The organism is Nonomuraea purpurea (genome assembly GCF_042650645.1).
Lineage (GTDB): Bacteria > Actinomycetota > Actinomycetes > Streptosporangiales > Streptosporangiaceae > Nonomuraea > Nonomuraea purpurea.
On record NZ_JBHSBI010000002.1, the window covers coordinates 127,672 to 148,776 of the forward strand.

The window sequence follows — 21,105 nt, forward strand, 5'->3', positions numbered from 1 at the left end:
TCGGGCTGGTGGGCCGGGTGGTTCTGGGGATTGGCCCAAGGTGGGCTTGGAGGGCTCCTTTGGTGGCCTGGGGGGAACTGGTGACTCTTGGGGGTGGAGGACCCCGGTTAGGGGTGTGAGTGAGCGGGTGGTTTTCGGGGGTGGAGGGCCCTGGGTTGGGGGTGTGAGTGAGCGGATGGTTCTCGGGTGACGTTGTGTGGCCGAGCAAAAGCGGGGCTGGTGGGGGCGGGGAGTTCGGTTCGGGGTGGGTACGCCCGTGTGGCCGGACGTCCCCTCGGGTCACCAGCTCTGGTGGAGTGGCATGCCCTCGGCGTAGCCCGATGAGCTCTGGACCCCGATGACGGCCTGCTCGTGGAACTCCTCCAGGTTCGCCGCCCCTGCGTACGTGCACGACGACCGCAACCCGGCCACGATGGCGTCGATCTGGTCCTCGACGCTGGGCCGCTTCGGGTCCAGGTACATCCTGGAGGTCGAGATGCCCTCTTCGAAGAGCGCTTTCCTGGCCCGTTCGAATGCCGAGTCCTCGACCGTCCTGAGCCGTACGGCCCGTGCCGAGGCCATGCCGAAGTTCTCCTTGTACTTGCGCCCGTTGGCGTCGGTGTGGGTGTCGCCGGGCGATTCGTAGGTTCCGGCGAACCAGGAGCCGATCATCACGTTGGCGGCCCCCGCGGCCAGGGCCAGGGCGACGTCACGCGGGTGGCGGACGCCGCCGTCCGCCCACACGTGCCGTCCCAGGCGGCGTGCCTCGGCGGAGCATTCCAGCACGGCCGAGAACTGCGGACGCCCCACCCCGGTCATCATGCGGGTGGTGCACATGGCGCCGGGCCCCACTCCGACCTTGACGATGTCGGCCCCCGCCTCGATCAGGTCGCGTACGCCGGCGGCGGTCACCACGTTGCCGGCCGCGACGGGCACGCCGGGCCCGAGGGCCTTGACGGCGTTCAGTGCGGAGATCATCTTCTCCTGGTGGCCGTGCGCGGTGTCCACGACCAGGCAGTCGATCCCGGCTTCCAGGAGTTCCTTGGCCTTGGCGGCGACGTCGCCGTTCACGCCGACCGCCGCCGCGATGCGCAGCCGGCCCCCGGCGTCGACCGCCGGCTGGTAGAGGGTGGCGCGCAGCGCGCCCGTACGGGTGAGGATGCCGACCAGCCGCCCTGACTCGTCCACGATGGGCGCGAGGCGGTGGCGGCCCTCGTGCAGCCGGTCGAAGGCGTCCCGAGGGTCGAGCCCGGCGGGCAACGTCAGCAGTTCGCTGGACATGACGTGCGAGAGCTGCGTGAACATGTCGACGCCCTGGCAGTCGGCGTCGGTCACGACGCCGACGGGCCGGTTCTCCCAGTCGACCACGATGATCGCGCCGTGGGCCCGCTTGGGCAGCAGTTGCAGCGCCTCGCCGACGGTTTCGTGCGGTGTGAGGGTGAGTGGGGTGTCGTGGACGAGGTCGCGCTTCTTGACCCAGTCGACGACGTTCGCCACGACGTCGAGGGGGATGTCCTGCGGGATCACGGTGATGCCGCCCCGCCGTGCCACGGTCTCGGCCATGCGCCGGCCTGCGACCGCGGTCATGTTCGCCACGACGACCGGGATGGTGGTGCCCGTGCCGTCGTGAGTCGAAAGATCGACTGCGAGCCGGGAACCGATCGAGGAACGCGACGGCACCATGAACACGTCGCTGTAGGTCAAATCGTGAGATGGCTCGAGGTCGTTAAGAAACTTCACGTTCATCCATCATATGTGCTGACACGGTCACCCAGGAGTTTCCCCTTTCTCCCGGCCTTATGATCGGCCGGGATACTTTTGGGGGAGGGAGGGCCTGTGAACGTCACCGATCGAGCCGAGTTGATTGTGGTCGGCTTGGCCGTACGCACCACGAATGCCGATGAGATGGACCCTGAGCGGGCCAAACTGCCGGTGTTGTGGGGGCGGGCGGGCGCGCCGGGTGCTTTCGCGCACGTGCCCGGACGGGCTGACGAGAACCTCTACGCGGTGCTGACCGACTATGAGAACGATCACAATGGCGCCTACACGCAGATCGTCGGCATCGCCGTGCGCACCGTGCCACGGCTGCCGGAGGGGATGGTGGCCGTGCGCGTCCCGGCCGCCCAGACGCTGATGTGGGAGGCGCGCGGCCCGATGCCGCAGTCGCTCGTCGACGTCTGGCAGCAGGTGTGGAAGCACACGGAGTCGGGCGGTACGCCGGCGCGCGCGTTCACCACGGATCTGGAAGTCCACCACCCCGGCGGCGTCAACCTCTACGTCGCCGTCTGAGTCGTCAAGCCGGCGCTCTGTGGCCGAGGGTGGGGATGGGCGCGGTCAGCGGCCGTCCAACGGAGGGGCCGCGCCCGCGTTGTCCGGCAAAGGGCCAGGGCGCGTCATACGGCTAAGCCGGGCACGTTTGGAGCGGGCCCGGCGAAGGGGGCGGGTGGTCAGGGGAGGGCGAGGGCGGCGGCGGCGGCTTCGACGGCCGTCGGTTTGACCTCGTTCAGCGGCAGATCCGCAAATTCGACGGCGCAGTCTGACATCCCGCCCAGCGCCACCGTGGCCCTGATCCGCTGTGCCGTCGTCGGCTCGTCCCCGAACAGCAGGGCGATGATCTGCCGCCGCCACCCGAACATGCGCTCGCCCAGATCGAGGTACCCCAGCGCGGACAGGTCCCGCACCATCATGACGATCACCTCGCGATGCCGCCAGATCAGCTCGAAGTAGTCTTCGAGCAGCACGCGGGCGTCGCCGGGCCCCCGTGTGGCGGCGAACCGCTCGATGTCCTCCACCAGCGGTTCCACGATGCTGCGCACCAGGTCGTCCCGTGAGGCGAAGTGGTAGTAGAGCGCGGGCTTGGTGATGCCCAGCCGGTCTGAGATCTGGCGCAGGCTGGTGTTCTGCACGCCTTGCTGGACGAACAGTTCGCGGGCCACCGCCTGGATGCGTGACTTGGTGTCGCTGGGCATGGTCCAAGAATAGTCCTTACCTTCCGTTAAGTAAGCCCCGCGTGCTAGCCTGAACTTACCTTCCGTTAAGTAAGGAGTGCGTCATGAGAATCCTCATCTCGGGAGCGAGCATCGCGGGCCCGGCGCTGGCGTACTGGCTCACCAGGTACGGCTGCGCCGTCACGGTCGTCGAGCGCGCCCCCGCGCCGCGCAAGACGGGCGGCCACGCGATCGACCTGTTCAGACCGGCGATGGACATCGTCGAGCGGATGGGCGTGCTGGAGCCGGTCCTGGCGAGGAAGACCGGCACGGAACACCTGTCGATGTACCGCGAGGGCCGCAACAAGCCCGTCGAGCTGGAGCTGCGCCGCGTGATGACCGCCATGTCCGACCGGCACGTCGAGATCATGCGCGACGACCTGAGCGAGATCTTCTACGACGCCACCCGTCACGACGCCGACTACGTCTTCGGCGACTCCATCACCTCGATCTCCGACGACGGCGAGGTGACGTTCGAGCGGGGAAAACCGGCCACGTTCGACCTGGTGATCGGCGCCGACGGCCTGCACTCCAACGTGCGCCGCCTGGTCTTCGGCCCGGAGGAGCGCTACACCCACTGGATCGGCGCGTACCTGGCCGTCGCCTCGGTCCCCAACTACCTGGGCCTCGACGGCCGCATGGAGATCGTCGCGGGCATCGGCAGGATGGCCGGCATGTACGGCGCCGCCCACCTGCCCGACGCGCGGGCGGTGTTCCTGTTCAGGACGGAACGGGAGCTCGACTACCACCACAGGGACGTCGCCCGGCAGAAGGAACTGCTCAAGGAGCGCTTCGACGGCCTGGGCCGGCAGGTGCCCAGGCTCATGGCGGAGCTGGAGCACACGCCCGCCTTCTACTTCGACTCCATCACCCAGCTCCGCCTCGACTCCTGGTCACGCGGCCGGGTGACGCTCGTCGGCGACGCCGGCTACTGCCCGGGTCCGGCCGTCGGCGGCAGCACGAGCCTGGCGGTCGTGGGGGCGTACATCCTGGCGGGTGAGCTGGCCGCGCACGGCGGCGACCACACGCGGGCCTTCCCCGCCTACGAGGCCGAGATCGGGGACTACGTCCGGCGCGGCCGCACGTTCGCCGTCAACGCCGCCAAGAGCCTCGTGCCCGGCACCCGGTTCGACCTGTGGGCGCTCACCCAGGGCGTGCGGCTGGTCGGCCGCCTGCCCGCGGGGCTGACCAGGGCGGCGGTCAAGCTGGGCAGCAAGGGCGTGCGTCTGCACGACTCGATCACGCCGAAGGACTATCCGGCGACCGTGATCGGGAACGACGTCACGCCCCTGACGAACGCGTTGGGCAGGATGCGCGGCCCCTCCTGATCGGCCCACCCGGCCGAGCCCACCCGGTCGAGCCACTCCTCGAAGAAGATCCGCAGCTCCAGCCTGGCCAGCGCCGCCCCCAGACAGAAGTGTGTGCCCAGCCCGAACGCGATGTGCCCGCCCGGCTTCCTGGTCACGTCGAAGACGCCGGGATCGGCGAACACCTCGGGGTCCCGGTTGGCCGACCCGTACATGAGCAGCACCTGCTGCCCCGTGGAGATCCGCTGCCCGTGCAGGGAGGTGTCGCGGGTGGCCGCGCGGCACATGTTGAGAATCGGTGTGGTCCACCTGATGAACTCCTCCACCGCCCCCTCCATCAGCTCACGGTTCTCGCGCAGCATCCGCCACTGCGCCGGGTGGCGGATGAGGGCGTCGATCGCGGTGGCGATGACCGTCCTGGTGGTCTCGGCGCCGCCGTCGAGCAGCAGCAGGGCCTCGTTGGCGAGCTGGTCGTCGTCGTAGCCCCCGGCGCACCACAGGGACACCAGGTCGTCCCTGGGCCGGGCCCGGCGTTCTGCGGCCAGCTCAAGCACCGCCGCGCCGTACTCGACGGCGGCCACGGCGGCCTCGTGGGTGACGTAGCGCAGCCCGCCGCCGGCCACGATCGTGCTCTCCGACCAGTGCTTGAGCCGCGGCCAGTCCTCGTCGGGGAAGCCGAGCAGCCGGCCGATCACGCGGGCGGGAAGCGGCGCGGCCAGGTCGGCCACCGCGTCCACGGTGCCGTGCTCCAGCGCCCGGTCGATCAGCTCGACGACAAACTCGCGGATGTGGCCGGAATGGCGCTCACGTACGTGGCGGGGCGTGAAACGGCGGTAGAGGAGGCGGCGGCGCTCGGCGTGCTCGGGATCGTCCAGGCCGATCATCGACGGCTCGGAGGGCAACTGGGGACGGTAACCGACGGTGCTGGTCCACAGCTTGGGGTCGCGCTCGATGGCCGCGATGTCGGCGTGGCGGGAGATGCCCCACAGGCCGTTGCCCACGTCGTGATAGGCGGGGGCGTGCTCGCGCAGCCAGGCGTAGACGGGGTCGGGGTCGCCCGCGTACAGGTCGCCGTCGAGTAAGTCGAGTGAGCCGGTCACGCCAGCACCCCCTGCGCGCGCAGCTTGTCGGCCTCCTCCCGCGACAGGCCCCACTCCGACAGGTCGTCCAGGCGGGTGGCGGGGGACAGGTCCCGCTCGGGGACGCCGAGCAGGCGGGGCGCGGGGCGCGGCTGGGTGACGCCGCCGACGTCGGCGAACAGGCCCCTGGCCACGTTGTGGGGGTGGGCGGCGGCCTCGCCCATGGACAGCACGGGCGAGACGCAGGCGTCCGAGCCGTCGAAGACGGTCTCCCACTCGGCCCGCGTCCTGGTCTTGAACGCCTCGGCCAGGCGGGCCTTCAGCGCGGGCCACTGCGTCCTGTCGTTCCTGTCGGGCAGGTCGGTCAGTCCCATGCGGGTCACCATCGCCTCCCAGAACTGCGGTTCCAGCGATCCGACGGCCACGTGCAGGCCGTCGGCGGTCTCGTAGGTGTCGTACTGGGGCGCGCCGGTGTCGAGCAGGTTGGTGCCCTGCGGGCCCCACGCGCCGCTCTGCACGGCCTGGTAGAACATCGAGAACAGGATCGCGGCCCCGTCCACCATGGCCGCGTCGATCACCCGGCCCCGCCCGGTGCGCTCCCGCTCGAACAGCGCCAGCAGCACGCCGTAGGCGAGCATGAGCCCGCCGCCGGCGAAGTCGCCGAGGATGTTGATCGGCGGCGTCGGCTTGTCGCCCTGCCTGCCCAGCATCGACAGCACGCCGGAGATCGCGATGTAGTCGATGTCGTGCCCGGCCGTGGGGGCGAGCGGCCCGTCCTGGCCCCAGCCGGTCATCCGGCCGTAGACCAGTCGCTCGTTGACGGCGTGCAGGTCCTCGGGGCCGATGCCGAGCCGTTCGGCCACGCCGGGCCGGAACACCTCGATCACGACGTCCGCGTGGCGTGCCAGTTCCTTGAACGCGCGAACGCCTTCCGGGGACTTCAGGTCCAGGCCGATCGTGTGTTTGCCGCGGTCCATGACGTCCCTGCGCGGCTTGTCGGAGACCGCCTTGACGCGGTCCACCCGCAGCACCTCGGCACCGTGGTCGGCCAGCATCATCCCGGCGAACGGCCCAGGTGCGAGGCCGGCCAGTTCCAGCACGCGTACCCCGTCGAGCGGACCCGCCATTAGGATCTCCTTTGGTGTGGACTCCGCCTCAGTAGAACAACATTCGGTGAGCTGTGGCAAGCCGCCTTCCCGTCCTTCCGGCGAAGACCTGGGAGGTGTGGGAAACTTGCCCACTGATCGGGTGGTCTACAGGGGTAGGACATGGTTTCGGATAGCAACCAGCTCATCGCAGGGCGCTACCAGTTACTGCGCGAACTGGGCCGCGGCGGCATGGGCGTGGTCTGGGAAGGCCGCGACACCTTGCTCAACCGGCAGGTGGCCATCAAGGAAGTGCTGCTGCCGGACACTCTGTCGCCCGGCGACCAGGAGCGCCAGCTCTTAAGAACCGCACGTGAGGCGCGCACCGCGGCCAAGCTCAACCATCCGTCCGTCGTCGCGGTCTACGACGTGGTCGAGGAGGGCGGGCGGCCGTGGGTGGTGATGGAGCTGATCCGTCACCCCTCGATCGAGCAGATCGTGCTCACCTTGGGCGCGCTGCCGGTGCGGGAGGCGGCCGACGTGGGCCGGCAGGTGCTGTCCGCGCTGCGGGCCGCCCACGAGGCCGGGATCCTGCACCGGGACGTCAAGCCCAGCAACATCCTGATGACCGACGACGGCCGGGCCGTGCTGACCGACTTCGGCATCGCCACGCTCGAGGGCGACCCGTCGCTGACCAGCACCGGCATGGTGACGGGCTCGCCGAGCTTCCTCGCGCCGGAACGGGTCCGCGCGGCCGACTCCGGCCCCGCCTCCGACCTGTGGTCGCTGGGCGCCACGCTGTACGCCTGCATGGTCGGACGCTCGCCGTTCGACCGGGGCGACCCGATGGCGACGCTCAACGCGCTGCTCACCGAGGAGCCCGACTACCGCAGGATCCCGCCGGCCATGCACCCGGTGCTGAAGGGCCTGCTGCAGAAGGAGCCGGAGGACCGCATCGGCGCCGAGGAGGCCGACCGGCTGCTGGCCGCCATCGTCGCCTCCAGGCCCGCGCACGCCGACCGGGACGTGCCGGAGAAGAAACCGCGCCGGGGGCGGGGCAGAGCCCTGCTCGCGGCGGCCACGGCGGCGATCGTGGTGGTCGCGGGCGGCACGGTCGCCTACTTCAGGCTCGCCTCCCCCGCGGAGGGCGCCCCGCGCGCCACCGCCCAGCCCGCCGCCGCGACCAGCCCGCTTATGCCGGTCACCGCCTCCGCCACGCCGAGCGCGACGCCCACACCCACGCCGACGCCGAGCGTGACCAGGATCGTCCCCGCGGTACGCGCGTGGAAGTCGCGCGACGGCTGGTCGATCCTGCGGCCGACCGGCTGGAAGGGCGCCCTCCAAGAGGCCAACACCGAGTGGACGCGCAGGGACAGGAACGCCCACCTCGGCGTCGAGGCCAGCTACTCCGTGGTGGATCCCAATGAGCTCATGCGCAGCTCGGAGGAGACGCTCCGGCAGAACGCCCAGAACGTCGTCGACCGCGGCCGCAGAAGCGTCGTGCACCAGGGCGCCAAGGCCGTGGAATGGGAGTTCTCCTGGACGGCGGGCCAGGCGGGCGACCCGCGCTGGGCCACGCCGGGCACCCGCTACCGCGAGATACGCCGCGCGGTGACCGCCGGCAACACCGCCTACATCGTGTCGTGGACGGTCAGCGAGGCCCAATGGCTGCGTAACAGGGCACTCATGCGACAGGTGATCAGTAGCTTTACTGTGAGGGCATGACCGAGCTTGTCGAGGGCATCAGTAAGCAACCAATCATGAGGCCGACGAAGGAGGGCTCATGAGTCCCTGGAACCTTCTCGCCCTGCCTCCGCTGCCCGAAGAGCTCATCCGCCACCTGCTCGCCCCGCTCGGCGATCAGGTGGCGGTGTGCGTGCCGGCGGAGCGTGACAGGGACGCGCTGCTCGCGGCGCTGCCGAAGGCGGAGATCGTGCTCGGCGACTGGACGGGCACGCTCGTCATGGACGCCGAGGCGGTCGCCGCCGCGCCGCTGCTGGCGTTCGTGCAGCAGCCGTCGGTGGGCGTGGACGGCCACGACCTCGACGCCCTGGCGGCCGCCGGGGTGCCGCTGGCCAACACGCCGGGCGTCAGCGCCGCCGCGGTCTCCGAGTGGTGCCTGGCCGCCGCGTTGTCGTTGTCGCGCAAGCTGGGCGCCGCCGATGCGGCCGTACGCGCGGGCGAGTGGCCCCAGCAGGGGCTGCAGCCGTACGAACTGCACGGTCGCCGCGTCGGCGTCGTCGGATACGGCTCGATCGGCGCCTCGTGCGCCAGGATCTTCCGCGCCCTGGGCTGCGAGGTCTCCTACTGGACCCGCACGCCCCGCGCCGACGCCGGCTTCGAGGACCTGGACACCCTGATCGCCGGCAGCGACGTCGTGGTCGTCGTGATCGCCCTGTCCGAGGAGACCCGCGGCCTGGTCGACCCGCGCAGGATGAAGCAGGGCGCCCTGCTCGTCAACGCGGCCAGGGGCGGCGTGGTCGACCAGGCGGCGCTGGCCGAGAGCCTGCGCGCGGGCCGGCTCGGCGGAGCGGCGCTCGACGTGTTCGACGTCGAGCCGCTGCCGGCCGACGACCCGCTGCGCGATCTGCCGGGTGTCCTGCTCTCGCCGCACGTGGCCGGCGTCACGCCGGAATCCACAAGTCGCCTGCTCACGGCCACTTTGGACAATCTCGCCGCCGCGATAGAAGGCCGCGAGGTCAACTCTGTACTTAACGGATTAATGTCTACGATCCGTAGAAAGTTTCCGTAATCACCTTCCAGGTGCGCGTTTCACCTGGCACTATGAACAGTTTTCGTGTCTTTAACGACCCCGCTCTATTCCGGGTCGCCCGAGGGAGATACGGTCTTACGGACGATCTCTGCCAGCTCAAGGGGGTGCTTTCGTGACGACGACGATGTCGACACACCAGAGGGCCGTAGAGCAGATCCGGCAGTCCTACGCCGAGATCCCCGGTGACGCCGCGCCCCGCCTGGCCAAAGCCACGTCCAACCTGTTCAGGTTCCGCGACTCGGGCAAGAGCGCCAAGCTGTCGGCCAGAGACCTCGACGAGGTCATCAGCGTCGACCCCGAGACCATGACCGCCGAGGTCCAGGGCATGACCACCTACGAGCACCTGGTGGACGCCACGCTGCCGTACGGGCTGATGCCCTACGTGGTGCCGCAGCTCAAGACCATCACCCTCGGCGGCGCCGTGACCGGGCTCGGCATCGAGTCCACCAGCTTCAGGGACGGCCTGCCGCACGAGTCGGTCGAGGAACTGGAGATCCTCACCGGCGACGGGCGCGTCGTCGTGGCCCGCGACGACAACGAGCACCGCGACCTCTTCCGCGCCTTCCCCAATTCCTACGGCACGCTCGGCTACGCCCTGCGCATCAGGATCAGGCTCCGCCAGGTGCAGCCGTACGTGCACCTCACGCACGTCAGGTTCACCGACGCCGCCAAGTGCATGCTGGCCATGCAGGAGATCTGCGACAGCATGGTGCACGACGGCGAGAACGTCGACTTCGTGGACGGCGTCTACTTCGCCCCGGGCGAGATGTACATCACGCTCGGCCGCTTCGCCGACCGCGCCCCCTACGTCTCCGACTACACCGGCATGCGCATCTACTACCAGTCGATCAGGCAGCGCAACCGCGACTGGCTGACCATCCGCGACTACCTGTGGCGATGGGACACCGACTGGTTCTGGTGCTCGCGCGCGTTCGGCGTGCAGCAGCCGGTGGTGCGCTCGCTGATGCCGCGCCGCTGGATGCGCTCCGACGTCTACCGCCGCCTGGTGGCACTCGACCGCAGGTACGGCGTGACCGCCCGCGTCGACCGGTGGCGCGGCCAGCCCGTGCAGGAGTCCGTCATCCAGGACGTCGAGGCGCCGATCGAGCGCGGCGCCGAGTTCCTGGAGTTCTTCCATGACAAGGTCGGCATGACGCCGGTGTGGATGTGCCCCCTGCGCGCGAGCTCGCGCTGGCCGCTCTATCCGCTGGAGCCCAAAAAGCTGTATGTCAACTTCGGTTTCTGGGGTATGGTGCCGCTGCCGCGGGGGCAGTTCGACGGCTACTACAACCAGCTCATCGAGAACGAGGTGCACGAGCTCGACGGCCACAAGTCGCTCTACTCGACCTCGTTCTACGCCCGCGAGCAGTTCTGGCGCCTGTACAACGGCGACGCTTATTGGCCGGTCAAGCGGGAATACGATCGAAAGGGTCGCCTGCTGGACCTGTACGAAAAGTGTGTACGGGGAAGGTGAGTCGATGGCTCTCGCATCCATCTTTGAGAAGATCGTCAGTGCCGACGCCAACATCTCGTTCATGGCGTACGACGGCAGCAAGGCCGGACCCGACGGGGCCGACGTGACCCTTGAGGTCAAGTCCCCCATCGCGGTGGCCTACCTGGCACACGCCCCTGGAGAGCTCGGCCTGGCCAGGGCCTACATCGCCGGGCACATCGACGTGCACGGCGACATCTACACGCTGCTCGACCGCATGTGGAACATCACCACGAACGACCTGAGCACGACCGAGAAGCTCGCCGCCGTGCGCTCGCTCGGCGTCAAACCGCTCCTCATGCGCGTCCCGCCGCCTCCGCAGGAGATGCGGCAGAGCGCCCTGGCCCGCCTGGGCTCCCGCCACGCCAAGCAGCGCGACGCCGAGGCCATCCACCACCACTACGACGTCTCCAACCGCTTCTACCGGTGGGTTCTCGGCCCCTCCATGGCCTACACCTGCGCCGTCTTCCCCGAGGACGGCTCGACGCTGGAGGAGGCCCAGTACACCAAGTTCGACCTGGTGGCCCGCAAGCTGGGCCTCAAACCGGGCATGCGGCTGCTCGACGTGGGCTGCGGCTGGGGCGGCATGGTCATGCACGCGGCCAAGCACTACGGCGTCAAGGCCCTGGGCGTGACGCTGAGCAAGCAGCAGGCCGAGTGGGCGCAGAAGGCCATCGTCGAGGCCGGGCTGCAGGACCTGGCCGAGGTCCGCCACATGGACTACCGCGACGTCGAGGAGGGCGACTTCGACGCGGTCAGCTCCATCGGCCTCACCGAGCACATCGGCAAGGACAACGTCCCGTCCTACTTCGCGTTCCTGTACGGCAAGCTGCGGACCGGCGGACGTCTGCTCAACCACTGCATCACCCGGCCGACCGGCAAGGAGAAGACGTTCAACAAGGGCGGCTTCATCAACCGCTACGTCTTCCCCGACGGCGAGCTCGAGTCGGTGGGCTGGCTGGTCCGGCAGATGGAGGACCTCGGCTTCGAGATCAGGCACGAGGAGAACCTGCGCGAGCACTACGCCAGGACGCTGCGGTTCTGGTGCGACAACCTGGACGCCAACTGGGATGAGGCCGTCCAGGAGGTCGGCATGGGCACGGCCCGGGTGTGGGCTCTGTACATGGCGGGCTGCATCGTCGGCTTCGAGCGCAACAAGGTCCAGCTCCACCAGGTGCTGGGTGTCAAGCTGGACCGGGCGGGCCACTCCGGGGTGCCGCTGCGGCCGGCTCGCGCGTGGCCGTGACCCGTTAGGGTTCCCAGGGTGCTTCGTGATCTGCGAGGCGTCCGGGTGCCCACCGCGCCGGGCTCGGACCAGCCGATGCTCCGCCGCCGGCCGTTCGTCGTGCTGGCCTGCGGGCTGCTGATCTGGCAGGCGCTGTTCTTCGCCGTCAGCGGCGGGTTCGGCATCCTGGCCGTGCCCGTCGCCGCGCTGGTGGCGGGGCCGGTGTTGTGGGCCTGGCACCGGCCCGTGGCCGCGTGGGCGGCCATGACCGCCGCGGCCGTCGTGCCCACCGGCCTGGGGCTGGTGCTCGACAGCCTGATCGTGCCGCTGCCGTGGTATTTCGACCAGATGCTGGCCCAGTTGCCGGTGATGTACGTGCTGGCGCTGTCGGCCGGCGTGCGCGTGACGGCCGCCGCATTCGTCCTCACGCTCGCCGCCGGGGCCGCCGTGGCCCTGCCGCAGGACATGGAGCCGGACCGGCTGGCCAGAGGGCTGTTGTCCTGGGCGCTGGCCCTGCTGACGGCGGTGATTCTCGGCTACGCCAGGCGGGTGCGGCGGCTGGCCACCTTACGCGTCGCCGAGGAGGTCGGGCGGCTGCGCATCCTGGAGGAGCGGGCGCGCATCGCCAGGGAACTGCACGACGTGGTGGCCCACCACATGTCGGTGATCGCGGTGCGGGCAGCGAGCGCGCCGTACCGCATCCCGGGCGGGGTGAACGAGGAGGTGGCGCGGGAGTTCGCCGACCTCAACGCCGCCGCCCGCGCCTCCATCCAGGACATGCGCCACCTGCTCGGCGCGCTGCGCGGCTCCGGCGACGCGCCTCGGTCGCAGGGGCCTCAGACCGAGCCACAGCCGGGGCTGGACGACCTCGGCAAGCTCGTGGAGTCGGTGCGCCGCGCGGGCGTGCCCGTCCGGTTGTCGGCCGCCGACCTGGAGCTGTCGCCGGTCCAGTCCGTCACCGTGTACCGGGTCGTCCAGGAGGCGCTGAGCAACGTCGTCCGTCACGCGCCGGCCGCCGAGACCACGGTCACCGTCGCCGCCGCCGATGACCGCGTCACGGTGGAGGTGGAGAACCGGCCCCCGCGCCGTCCGGCCGCCCCCGCGCCCGCGGGATCGGGGCTGGGGCTGATCGGCATGCGCGAGCGGGTGGCGGCGCTGGGCGGGCGGCTCACGACGGGAGCGACGGACGAGGGCGGCTTCGCCGTACGCGCGGAACTGCCGAGGGGAGACGGTGGATGATCACGGTGCTCGTCGTCGACGACCAGGCGATGATCAGGGCCGGGTTCGCGGCGCTGCTCGGCGCCCAGCCGGACCTGACGGTGGCAGGGCAGGCCGCGGACGGCCTGGAGGCGGTGGCGGCGGCCCGCGACCTGCGCCCCGACGTCGTCCTCATGGACGTGCGCATGCCCAACCTCGACGGCCTGGAGGCCACCCGCCGCATCACCGAGGCGGGCCGCCGGACCAAGGTGCTGATCCTGACCACCTTCGACATCGACGACTACGTCTACGCGGCGTTGCGCGGCGGCGCCAGCGGCTTCCTGCTCAAGGACGCGCCGCCGGAGGACCTCATCACCGCCGTCCGCGTCGTCGCCGCCGGCGAGGCCCTGCTCGCGCCCTCGGTCACCCGCAGGCTCATCGAGGAGTTCGCCGCCAGACGGCCCATCGACGAACGGGAGGCGCTGCGGCTGAACGCGCTGACCGCCCGCGAAAGGGACGTGCTCAGGCTGGTGGCCTCAGGCCAGGCCAACGCCGAGATCGCCGTGGAGCTGACGATCGCGGAGGAGACCGTGAAGTCCCACGTCGGCCGCATCTTCGCCAAGCTGGGCCTGCGCGACCGGGCGCAGGCGGTGGTGCTGGCCTACGAGAGCGGCCTGGTCGTGCCGGGCACTCCCTCCCCGGGGGCACGTCGCGGGCCGGAACTGCGCTCCTGAGGGTGATCCGTCCGGCCCTGTCCTGTTCCTACCGTCGTCGGCATGAACAGAGTGAGAGCCGCGGCGGCGATGCTGCGGGCGGGGGCGACCGTGTCGCTCAGCGAACCCGAACTGCTTGGCCTGTCCCGCTACGTCCGGCCTGGGGCGATCTGCTTGGACATCGGGGCCGCCTACGGGATGTACACCTATCCGCTGGCCCGCCTCGCCGGCCCGGCCGGGCGGGTGCACAGCTTCGAACCGCTGCCGGTGCCGTACCGGATCCTTTCGGCGGGCCGGCGCGCGACGGGCGCACACAACGTCGTGGTCACCAACGCCGCGCTCGGATCGACGACCGGGTATCAGCGGCTGCGGCTGCCCTACCGGTTCGGCCTGCCCATCCACGGCTGGGCGCACCTGGGACACGGGCTGAAACACCCGGGCAGGTTCACCTCGGGCAAGACGCTGGAGGTGCCGGTGTACACCGTGGACCGCGTCTGCGAACTGCGCGAGATCCCGCGCGTGGACTTCATCAAGATGGACGTCGAAGGCGCCGAGGCGCAGGTGCTGCGCGGCGCCGCCTGGACCATCGAACAACACCGGCCGACGCTGCTGCTGGAGATCGAAGACCGCCACCTCGACAAGTACGGCATGAACTCATCGGAGGTGGCGGGTTCGCTGATCGGGCTCGGCTACCGCATGCACGTCTGGCACAGCCATCGATGGCACAGAACGGACGCGGTGCGCCCACGACGGCGCAATTACCTGTTCACCGCCGCCACCTGAACGCCTACTTCTCGTCCTTGGAAGCCGCGGCGTGCTTGCCGCGGCTCTGATGGACCTCGTCCTGGTTGGAGCCTTCTTGGGCGTCGTCCGGCTGGTCCTTGGCAGTGTGGGGCTTCTCATGCCGTCCCACGGGATCTCCTTTGCCTCGCCTGACTGCTTAATGTGATCGTAAGATTACAATCAGCATCCGTCGAGTGCGAATCAGTTTCTCATTCTGTTATGCCGCTCTTTCTGAGAAACGCAGCGGAGCGGTCAGCGGTTCAGCGCAGGGCTTCGAGGGTCTGGCTCAGGTAGGTGAAACTGTCCTCGGCGTCCGGCGTGCGCCCATGCGGTGCGCGGAACCAGGCCACGAACTCCGCCACGTCGTTCAGCGCCCACCGCAGCCGGTAGAGGTCCATGACGGCCGGGTCGGGGGCGCGGCCGGTGGCCTCGGCGTACCTGGCCAGGTCATCGGGCCCCCGTGCGACCAGCCACAGGTCGCGTTCCGGCGCGGCCAGCCCGACCGTGTCCCAGTCGACCAGCAGCGGCCGCCCGTCCGCCCGCAGCACGTTGCCCGGGTGCGGCTCGCCGTGCGTCACCACCGGCTGCCCGGCCTTCTCGGCCGCCCGGTCGAACTCCTCCAGCCTGCGCCGCAGCGTCCCCGCGTGTTCGGCGATCAGCTCCCTGGCGGGTTCGGCGAGCGGGCCGCCCAGCCAGGGCCGTCCCGCGTCCGCCAGCGACTGCTCAAGCCCGGCCCGCCCCTCCAGCTCCACCGGCCGGTCGGGGGTCGAGAGCGGGGCCGGGGTGCGGTGCAGTTCGGCCAGCAGGTCGATGATCTGGCCGCGGTCCTCCGCCGGCGGCTCGTGCCCGAACTCCCCGGCGACGCCGTCCATGTACGGGAAGACGCTCATGGCGTATCTGTGGCGGTCGAGCCGCAGCAGCGTCGTGCCGTCGGAGGCGCGCAGCGGCGCCACGACGAAGCCGAGGCCCGCCTCCTCCCGCAGCGCCGCCGCCGTGTCCATGGCCGGCCGCAACCCGTCGAACGACCGGCGCCGCACGTCGGCCACGGTGACGAACCACCGCCCGTCGGCGACCCAGTGGTAGTCGCCGAATCCCACCGGCGCGTAGTCGATCCGGGCGGCCTCGATGCCCCACTCGCTCAGCGCGGGCCGCAGCAACCGTTCGTCGAATCCCTCGGGTCGATCTCGCATCCGGCCACGCTATCGGCCCTGGCTGTCCGGATTCATCCTGATAAGCAGCTCGATGGCGGCGATCGCGTCGGTCACCACGTGGTCGGCCGCGCACTGCCCGCCCAGCCCGCGGTCGATCCAGACCGTCCCCAGCCCGGCAGCCCGGCCGCCGGCGATGTCCGCGTCCGGGTTGTCCCCGACCATCCACCCGCCGTCGCCCAGGACCGCGCCGCAACGCCCGGCGCCGATCTCGAACAGCCGCCGGTCCGGCTTGGACACGCCCTCCGCCCCGGAGATCGCCCACCCGTCCACCCGCCCGGCCAGCCCGCTGTGCCGGATCTTGCCGGTCTGGCTGTCCGCCGCGCCGTTCGTCACGATCCCGACCGCCCACCCGGCGGCCCGCAGCCGGTCGAGCCCAGACAGCACCTCGTCCGGGCACGACACCAGGAACGGCAGCCGGACCCGGTAGGCCCGCCACAGCTCCTCCACTGGCTCGGCCAGCCCGAACCGGTCGCGGACCCCCGAGAGGAACGTGTCCCTGGGACAGTAGCCGTCGGCGTCGAGCGCCTCCATCCAGGCGACGTCGGCCTCGTCGAGCCCACGCTCGGAGGCGAACTCGGCGGCCCAGCGGCGGAACGCGTCGAGCCGGTCGATCAGCGTGTTGTCCAGGTCGAAGAGGGCGAGCAAGCGGGTCTCCTCCAATGGCCGGGCTTGGGGCGGAGGCGCGGGACGGTCAGCGTAGTTCGCGCTTGAGGATCTTGCCGGTGGCCGTCATCGGCAGGGAGTCGCGGAACTCGATGGTCCGGGGGTATTTGTAGGCGGCCATGTTGTCCCGGCTCCAGGCGATCAGCTCGTCCTCCGTGACCTCCGAGCCGGGCGTGCGGATGACGTACGCCTTGATCTCCTCGCCGTGCGAGTCGTGGGAGACGCCCACCACGGCCGCCAGCGACACGGCCTCGTGGGTCATCAGGACCTCTTCGACCTCGCGCGGGTAGACGTTGAACCCGCCCCGGATGATCATGTCCTTGGCGCGGTCGATGATGGTGTAGTAGCCGTCGGCGTCGCGGGTGGCGATGTCGCCGGTGCGGAACCAGCCGTCCCGCATGACCTCGGCCGTCGCCTCGGCCCTGCCGTAGTAGCCCTTCATGACGTTGTGGCCGCGGACGGCGATCTCGCCGGGCCCCTCGCCGTCGACGGTCTTCCAGTCGCCGTCGACGAGCTTCATCTCCACGCCCCAGACCGGGGTGCCGATCGTGCCGGGCTTGGTGGGACGGCCCATCTGGTTGAAGCTGGCCACCGGCGAGGTCTCCGACAGCCCGTACCCCTCCAGGATGCCGATCCCGAAGGTCTGCTCGAAGTCCCTGAGCACCTCCACCGGCGAGGACGCGCCGCCGGCCACGGCCACGCGCAGGGAGCGGGGCACCTCCACACCGTCCGCGTGGATCTTGGTGAGCATGCCCCAGTACATCGTGGGCACCCCGGCGAAGAACGTGACGTTCTCCTTGGCCATCAGGGACAGGGCCTCGCCCGGGTCGAAGCGCGGCAGCAGCACCACGCAGGCGCCGCGCAGGAAGCCGGTGTTCATGACCACGCTCTGCCCGAAGGAGTGGAACAGCGGCAGCACCGCAAGGAAGGTGTCGGAGCCCTCCTCGTTCCTGGGGAACATCCGGTCGTTGACCAGGGCGTTCATCAGCATGTTCTGGTGGCTGAGCTCGGCGCCCTTGGGCTGGCCCGTCGTGCCCGAGGTGTAAAGGATCACCGCGGTGTCGTCCGGGGCGGTCTGCGCGGTCTCGAACTCGGCGGCCATCCCGCCGAGGGCGGCCCAGATCGACTCGCCGTACTCCGACTCGGTGGCCAGCGGGGTGGCAGGCAGCACGAAGAAGTGCTCGCAGCCCGCCGCCGCCTCGAACCCCGCCTTGCCGCGCTCGCCCAGCGGCAGCTCCGGCGTGCCCTCGAAGCAGAACAGCGCCTTGGCGTCGCTGTCGTCGAGGTGGTAGGCGATCTCGCGGGACTGCAGCAGCACGTTCAGCGGCACGACGGTCGCGCCGGCCTTCAGGATGCCGAAGTAGACGAACGGGAAGTAGGGCAGGTTGGGGCAGGCGACGGCCACCTTGTCGCCTTTGCCGATACCGCGGGTGACCAGCAGGTTCGCGACCTGGTTGGCGACAGTGTCGATCATGGAGTACGGCAGCCGCATGTCACCGAAGACGATGGCGGTGCCGTCGGGGTTGTTTCTGGCGCTGTCCTCCAGGACGACCGACAGATTGAGCATGACGCCTTCCTCCTCTAAGCCGACTTCGGCGCCATCTTCGCAGTAGCGGCAAACTGACCGGTAGGTAACGCAGGTTACAAGTGGATATGGACGCACCCGCCTACGTGGAGTAAGCAAAGGAGGACGTTTCTCAGCCCTCGGGGAGGGGTCATGGAGTACGACTACGTGATCGTGGGCGCGGGGTCCGCGGGGTGTGTGCTGGCGGGCCGGCTCTCGGCCGATCCCGGGACGTCGGTGGCGCTGGTCGAGGCGGGAGGCAAGGACGACAAGCTCGAGATCCGCATGCCGGCCGCCTTCGCCAAGCTGTTCAAGACCGACTACGACTGGAACTTCACCACGTCCAAACAGGGTGAGATGTCCGGCCGCGAGCTGTACTGGCCCCGGGGCAAGGTGCTCGGCGGCTCCTCCTCGCTCAACGCCCAGATGTGGGTGCGCGGCTGCCAGCGCGACTACGACCAGTGGGGGGTGCCCGGCTGGGCGTACGACGACGTCCTGCCGTACTTCGTCAGGGCCGAGCACCGCGTCGGCACCAACCAGGGCGAGGTGTACGGCACGTCCGGCCCCCTTTACATCTCCGAGTTGCGCAGCCCGAACGTCACCACCGCCGCGTTCCTGAGTGCGTGCGAGGAGCTCGGCCTGACCCGGCTCGGTGAGCTGAACGGCCGCTCGAACGAGGGCTACTGCCCCACTCCCGTCACCCAGAACCGCGGCCGCAGGTGGAGCTCGGCCGACGCCTACCTGCGCCCGGCGATCTCGCGGCCGAACCTCCACGTCATCACCGAGGCCGCCGTCGGCAGGGTCGTGTTCGAGGGCAGGCGGGCCGTCGGCGTCGAGCACAGTGGCGGCGCCCAGGTCAGGGCCAGGCGCGAGGTCATCCTGTCGGCGGGCACGATCGGCTCCCCTTGCCTGCTCATGCGCTCGGGCGTGGGCGCCGCCGACGAGTTGCGCGATGCCGGGGTGACGGTCGTGCGCGAGTCGCCGGAGGTCGGCAAGAACCTGCAGGACCACCTCTCGTCCGGCGTGTACGTGGAGTGCAGGCAGCCGGTGACGCTGACCAAGGCCGAGTCGATCGGCAACCTGCTGCGTTACATCGTGCTGCGTTCCGGCATGCTGACCACGAACGTCGGCGAGGCCGTCGCGTTCATCAGGACCTCGGCCGAGGAGCCCGCGCCCGACATCGAGCTGATCTTCGCGCCCGGCCCGTTCGTCGACCACGGCCTCACCCCTCCGACCGGCCACGGGATCACCGTCGGCGTGGTGCTGCTGCAGCCGGAGAGCCGCGGCAGGGTCGGGCTCAGCGGCAGGGACGTGGTGATCGACCCGGGTTACCTGGCCGAGGAGGCCGACGTCAGGCGGCTGGTCGCGGGGTTGAAGACGGCCAAGCGGCTCCTCGCGACCGCCGCGATGAAGCCGTTCGCGGGCGGGCCGATGGCGCCTTACTGGGCGCCGGAGAGCGATGAGGAGCTGGCCCGGTGGATCCGCGAACGTGGCGAGACCCTCTACCATCCGGTCGGCACCTGCCGGATGGGCGCCGACGAGGGCTCGGTCGTGGATCCCTCGTTGCGGGTGCGCGGCGTCGAGGGGCTGAGGGTCGCGGACGTGTCGATCATGCCGACGCTCAACCGCGGACATACCCATGCTCCCGCTACCATGATCGGAGAAAAGGCGGCAGACCTCATCAAGAACGACACTTGACGTAAGTGGTCACTTGCTTGAGTCTTTGAGAGTATGACGCTGTCAGCCGATCTCGACCTGTCGCAGCTCCCGTTCTGGGGCCTGCCGCAGGCCGAGCGCATGGAAGCCTTCCGCAAGCTGCGCGCTCTCGACCACCCCGTGTTCGTGCGGGAGCAGGCCGTGCCGTTCGTCGGCGGCGGCGACGGCTACCACGCCCTCGTGCGCCACGCCGACGTGACCGAGGCCAGCAGGAACGCGGCCGTGTTCAGCAGCGAGCCGTGCTCCAACAGCATCCCCGACATGCCGCGCTGGCTGAGCGTGTACTTCGGGTCCATGATCAACATGGACGATCCGCGGCACGCGCGGTTACGGCGCATCGTCTCCAGGGCGTTCACGCCGCGCATCCTGTCGAAGATGGAGGAGGACCTGGCCGCGGCCGCCGCGCAGATCGTGGATGAGGCGATCGAGGCGGGGCCGGGCGACTTCGTGGCGCAGGTGGCCGCCCGACTGCCCGTACGGGTCATCTGCGACATGATGGGGATTCCGCCGAAATTTCATGACCTGGTGTTGCGGCGGACCAACGTCATCCTCGGCAACGCCGACCCCGAGTACACCGGCATCAACCCCGACTTCAGCCGCGTCAACGTCGCCCGCAGCCTGGCCAAGCTGCTGCGCGCCGGCTTCTCGCTCAACCGGATGGCCGCGCGCCTGGGCGACGAACGGCGCAGGCGGCCCACGGGCGACCTGGTGAGCCTGCTGGTCAACGGCGAAGAACGGCTCACGCCGCAGGAGCTGGGCTCCTTCTTCATCCTGCTGGTGGTGGCGGGCAGCGAGACGACCCGCAACGCGATCGCCTACGGGCTCAAGCTGTTCACCGACCATCCGGAGCAGCGCGCGTCCCTGCTGGAGGACTTCGACGACCGTATCGTCCGGGCCTGCGATGAGATCGTCCGCTACACGACGCCGGTGATCCAGTTCCGCCGGACGGTGACCAGGGATCACGAGATGAACGGCACCGCGTACAAGAAGGGCGACAAGGTGCTGCTCTTCTACAACTCCGCCAACCGCGACGAGTCGGTCTTCACCGACCCCGACGTCTTCGACATCAGCCGCGACCCCAACCCGCACGTCGGCTTCGGCGGTCCCGGGCCGCACTACTGCCTGGGCGCCCACCTGGCACGCAGGGAGATGACCGTGATGTTCAGGGAGCTGTTCACGCGCCTGCCGGACATCAAGGCCGTGGGGGAGCCCGACTTCCTGCTGTCGAACTTCATCAACGGTGTCAAACACCTGCGGTACAGCTTCTGACATGCGCTGTAAGGAGTCTGACCCTTCGCTGTAGAGGTACTCCGGAGGCGGGCCGAATGCTA

Annotated in this window: 19 protein-coding genes; 11 read left to right on the forward strand and 8 right to left on the reverse strand. The window is 69.9% G+C overall.

Going from position 1 to position 21,105, the window contains the following annotated elements; translation table 11 throughout:
* Positions 1-279: 279 nt before the first annotated feature.
* Positions 280-1,719 carry a GuaB1 family IMP dehydrogenase-related protein gene (locus tag ACFOY2_RS04190; protein WP_379526566.1) on the reverse strand — a complete coding sequence of 480 codons (1,440 nt, stop codon included), beginning with the start codon at positions 1,717-1,719 and terminating at the stop codon, positions 280-282.
* Between the two features lie 96 nt (positions 1,720-1,815).
* On the opposite strand from ACFOY2_RS04190, the gene ACFOY2_RS04195 reads away from it, so the two are divergent.
* Positions 1,816-2,268, forward strand: a complete 453-nt coding sequence (locus ACFOY2_RS04195; RefSeq protein ID WP_357828646.1) for a GyrI-like domain-containing protein — start codon at positions 1,816-1,818, stop codon at positions 2,266-2,268.
* Between the two features lie 158 nt (positions 2,269-2,426).
* Here ACFOY2_RS04195 and ACFOY2_RS04200 read toward each other — a convergent pair whose 3' ends face one another.
* Positions 2,427-2,948, reverse strand: coding sequence for a TetR/AcrR family transcriptional regulator (locus tag ACFOY2_RS04200; protein ID WP_379526567.1), 522 nt, complete (start codon positions 2,946-2,948; stop codon positions 2,427-2,429).
* 83 nt (positions 2,949-3,031) lie between these two features.
* Between ACFOY2_RS04200 and ACFOY2_RS04205 the strand changes: the two genes are divergently transcribed.
* Entirely contained in the window at positions 3,032-4,294 is a 1,263-nt protein-coding gene (locus ACFOY2_RS04205; RefSeq protein WP_379526568.1) for an FAD-dependent monooxygenase, read from the forward strand.
* Here ACFOY2_RS04205 and ACFOY2_RS04210 read toward each other — a convergent pair.
* Positions 4,219-5,373, reverse strand: coding sequence for a cytochrome P450 (locus tag ACFOY2_RS04210; RefSeq protein WP_379526569.1), 1,155 nt, complete (start codon positions 5,371-5,373; stop codon positions 4,219-4,221). The genes ACFOY2_RS04205 and ACFOY2_RS04210 overlap by 76 nt on opposite strands.
* Positions 5,370-6,479: a CaiB/BaiF CoA transferase family protein gene (locus ACFOY2_RS04215; RefSeq protein WP_379526570.1), complete on the reverse strand. Its 1,110-nt coding sequence runs from the start codon at positions 6,477-6,479 to the stop codon at positions 5,370-5,372. The genes ACFOY2_RS04210 and ACFOY2_RS04215 overlap by 4 nt, the downstream gene beginning before the upstream one ends.
* 141 nt (positions 6,480-6,620) lie before the next feature.
* Here ACFOY2_RS04215 and ACFOY2_RS04220 point away from each other — a divergent pair, with 141 nt between their 5' ends.
* The 7 genes from ACFOY2_RS04220 (at position 6,621) to ACFOY2_RS04250 (ending at position 14,620) form a co-directional block, all read left to right on the forward strand.
* Positions 6,621-8,162, forward strand: a complete 1,542-nt coding sequence (locus ACFOY2_RS04220; RefSeq protein ID WP_379526571.1) for a serine/threonine-protein kinase — start codon at positions 6,621-6,623, stop codon at positions 8,160-8,162.
* A 58-nt stretch (positions 8,163-8,220) separates the two neighbouring features.
* Positions 8,221-9,189: an NAD(P)-dependent oxidoreductase gene (locus ACFOY2_RS04225; protein ID WP_379526572.1), complete on the forward strand. Its 969-nt coding sequence runs from the start codon at positions 8,221-8,223 to the stop codon at positions 9,187-9,189.
* 145 nt (positions 9,190-9,334) lie between these two features.
* Positions 9,335-10,684, forward strand: a complete 1,350-nt coding sequence (locus tag ACFOY2_RS04230; protein ID WP_379526994.1) for an FAD-binding oxidoreductase — start codon at positions 9,335-9,337, stop codon at positions 10,682-10,684.
* A 4-nt stretch (positions 10,685-10,688) separates the two neighbouring features.
* Positions 10,689-11,948 carry a class I SAM-dependent methyltransferase gene (locus ACFOY2_RS04235; RefSeq protein WP_379526573.1) on the forward strand — a complete coding sequence of 420 codons (1,260 nt, stop codon included), beginning with the start codon at positions 10,689-10,691 and terminating at the stop codon, positions 11,946-11,948.
* An 18-nt stretch (positions 11,949-11,966) separates the two neighbouring features.
* Positions 11,967-13,166, forward strand: a complete 1,200-nt coding sequence (locus ACFOY2_RS04240) for a sensor histidine kinase (RefSeq protein ID WP_379526574.1) — start codon at positions 11,967-11,969, stop codon at positions 13,164-13,166.
* Positions 13,163-13,858, forward strand: a complete 696-nt coding sequence (locus tag ACFOY2_RS04245) for a response regulator (protein ID WP_379526575.1) — start codon at positions 13,163-13,165, stop codon at positions 13,856-13,858. The genes ACFOY2_RS04240 and ACFOY2_RS04245 overlap by 4 nt, the downstream gene beginning before the upstream one ends.
* 42 nt (positions 13,859-13,900) lie before the next feature.
* Positions 13,901-14,620, forward strand: a complete 720-nt coding sequence (locus tag ACFOY2_RS04250) for an FkbM family methyltransferase (protein ID WP_379526576.1) — start codon at positions 13,901-13,903, stop codon at positions 14,618-14,620.
* Between the two features lie 4 nt (positions 14,621-14,624).
* On the opposite strand, the gene ACFOY2_RS04255 is transcribed toward ACFOY2_RS04250, so the two are convergent.
* The 4 genes from ACFOY2_RS04255 to ACFOY2_RS04270 form a co-directional block, all read right to left on the reverse strand.
* Positions 14,625-14,750 (reverse strand): hypothetical protein, encoded by a 126-nt coding sequence (locus ACFOY2_RS04255; RefSeq protein WP_379526577.1) that lies wholly within the window; start codon positions 14,748-14,750, stop codon positions 14,625-14,627.
* A 130-nt stretch (positions 14,751-14,880) separates the two neighbouring features.
* A complete protein-coding gene (locus ACFOY2_RS04260) occupies positions 14,881-15,810 on the reverse strand; it encodes a phosphotransferase (RefSeq protein ID WP_379526578.1) in 930 nt (309 codons plus the stop codon).
* Positions 15,811-15,819: 9 nt separating this feature from the next.
* Positions 15,820-16,476, reverse strand: coding sequence for an HAD family hydrolase (locus tag ACFOY2_RS04265; protein WP_379526579.1), 657 nt, complete (start codon positions 16,474-16,476; stop codon positions 15,820-15,822).
* A gap of 46 nt (positions 16,477-16,522) precedes the next feature.
* Positions 16,523-18,061, reverse strand: a complete 1,539-nt coding sequence (locus ACFOY2_RS04270) for a long-chain-fatty-acid--CoA ligase (protein ID WP_379526580.1) — start codon at positions 18,059-18,061, stop codon at positions 16,523-16,525.
* Between the two features lie 150 nt (positions 18,062-18,211).
* On the opposite strand from ACFOY2_RS04270, the gene ACFOY2_RS04275 reads away from it, so the two are divergent.
* Positions 18,212-19,756 carry a GMC family oxidoreductase gene (locus tag ACFOY2_RS04275; protein ID WP_379526581.1) on the forward strand — a complete coding sequence of 515 codons (1,545 nt, stop codon included), beginning with the start codon at positions 18,212-18,214 and terminating at the stop codon, positions 19,754-19,756.
* A gap of 33 nt (positions 19,757-19,789) precedes the next feature.
* Complete coding sequence (locus ACFOY2_RS04280; protein ID WP_379526582.1) at positions 19,790-21,043, forward strand: cytochrome P450; 1,254 nt, start codon at positions 19,790-19,792, stop codon at positions 21,041-21,043.
* The last annotated feature ends 62 nt before the right edge of the window (positions 21,044-21,105 follow it).

Coding starts and splice junctions, on each gene's coding strand:
- ACFOY2_RS04200 (WP_379526567.1), bottom strand. CDS start 2,948: ATGCCCAGCGACACCAAGTCACGCATCCAGGCGGTGGCCCGCGAACTG.
- ACFOY2_RS04205 (WP_379526568.1), top strand. CDS start 3,032: ATGAGAATCCTCATCTCGGGAGCGAGCATCGCGGGCCCGGCGCTGGCG.
- ACFOY2_RS04215 (WP_379526570.1), bottom strand. CDS start 6,479: ATGGCGGGTCCGCTCGACGGGGTACGCGTGCTGGAACTGGCCGGCCTC.
- ACFOY2_RS04220 (WP_379526571.1), top strand. CDS start 6,621: ATGGTTTCGGATAGCAACCAGCTCATCGCAGGGCGCTACCAGTTACTG.
- ACFOY2_RS04225 (WP_379526572.1), top strand. CDS start 8,221: ATGAGTCCCTGGAACCTTCTCGCCCTGCCTCCGCTGCCCGAAGAGCTC.
- ACFOY2_RS04230 (WP_379526994.1), top strand. CDS start 9,335: ATGTCGACACACCAGAGGGCCGTAGAGCAGATCCGGCAGTCCTACGCC.
- ACFOY2_RS04235 (WP_379526573.1), top strand. CDS start 10,689: ATGGCTCTCGCATCCATCTTTGAGAAGATCGTCAGTGCCGACGCCAAC.
- ACFOY2_RS04245 (WP_379526575.1), top strand. CDS start 13,163: ATGATCACGGTGCTCGTCGTCGACGACCAGGCGATGATCAGGGCCGGG.
- ACFOY2_RS04250 (WP_379526576.1), top strand. CDS start 13,901: ATGAACAGAGTGAGAGCCGCGGCGGCGATGCTGCGGGCGGGGGCGACC.
- ACFOY2_RS04260 (WP_379526578.1), bottom strand. CDS start 15,810: ATGCGAGATCGACCCGAGGGATTCGACGAACGGTTGCTGCGGCCCGCG.
- ACFOY2_RS04270 (WP_379526580.1), bottom strand. CDS start 18,061: ATGCTCAATCTGTCGGTCGTCCTGGAGGACAGCGCCAGAAACAACCCC.
- ACFOY2_RS04275 (WP_379526581.1), top strand. CDS start 18,212: ATGGAGTACGACTACGTGATCGTGGGCGCGGGGTCCGCGGGGTGTGTG.
- ACFOY2_RS04280 (WP_379526582.1), top strand. CDS start 19,790: ATGACGCTGTCAGCCGATCTCGACCTGTCGCAGCTCCCGTTCTGGGGC.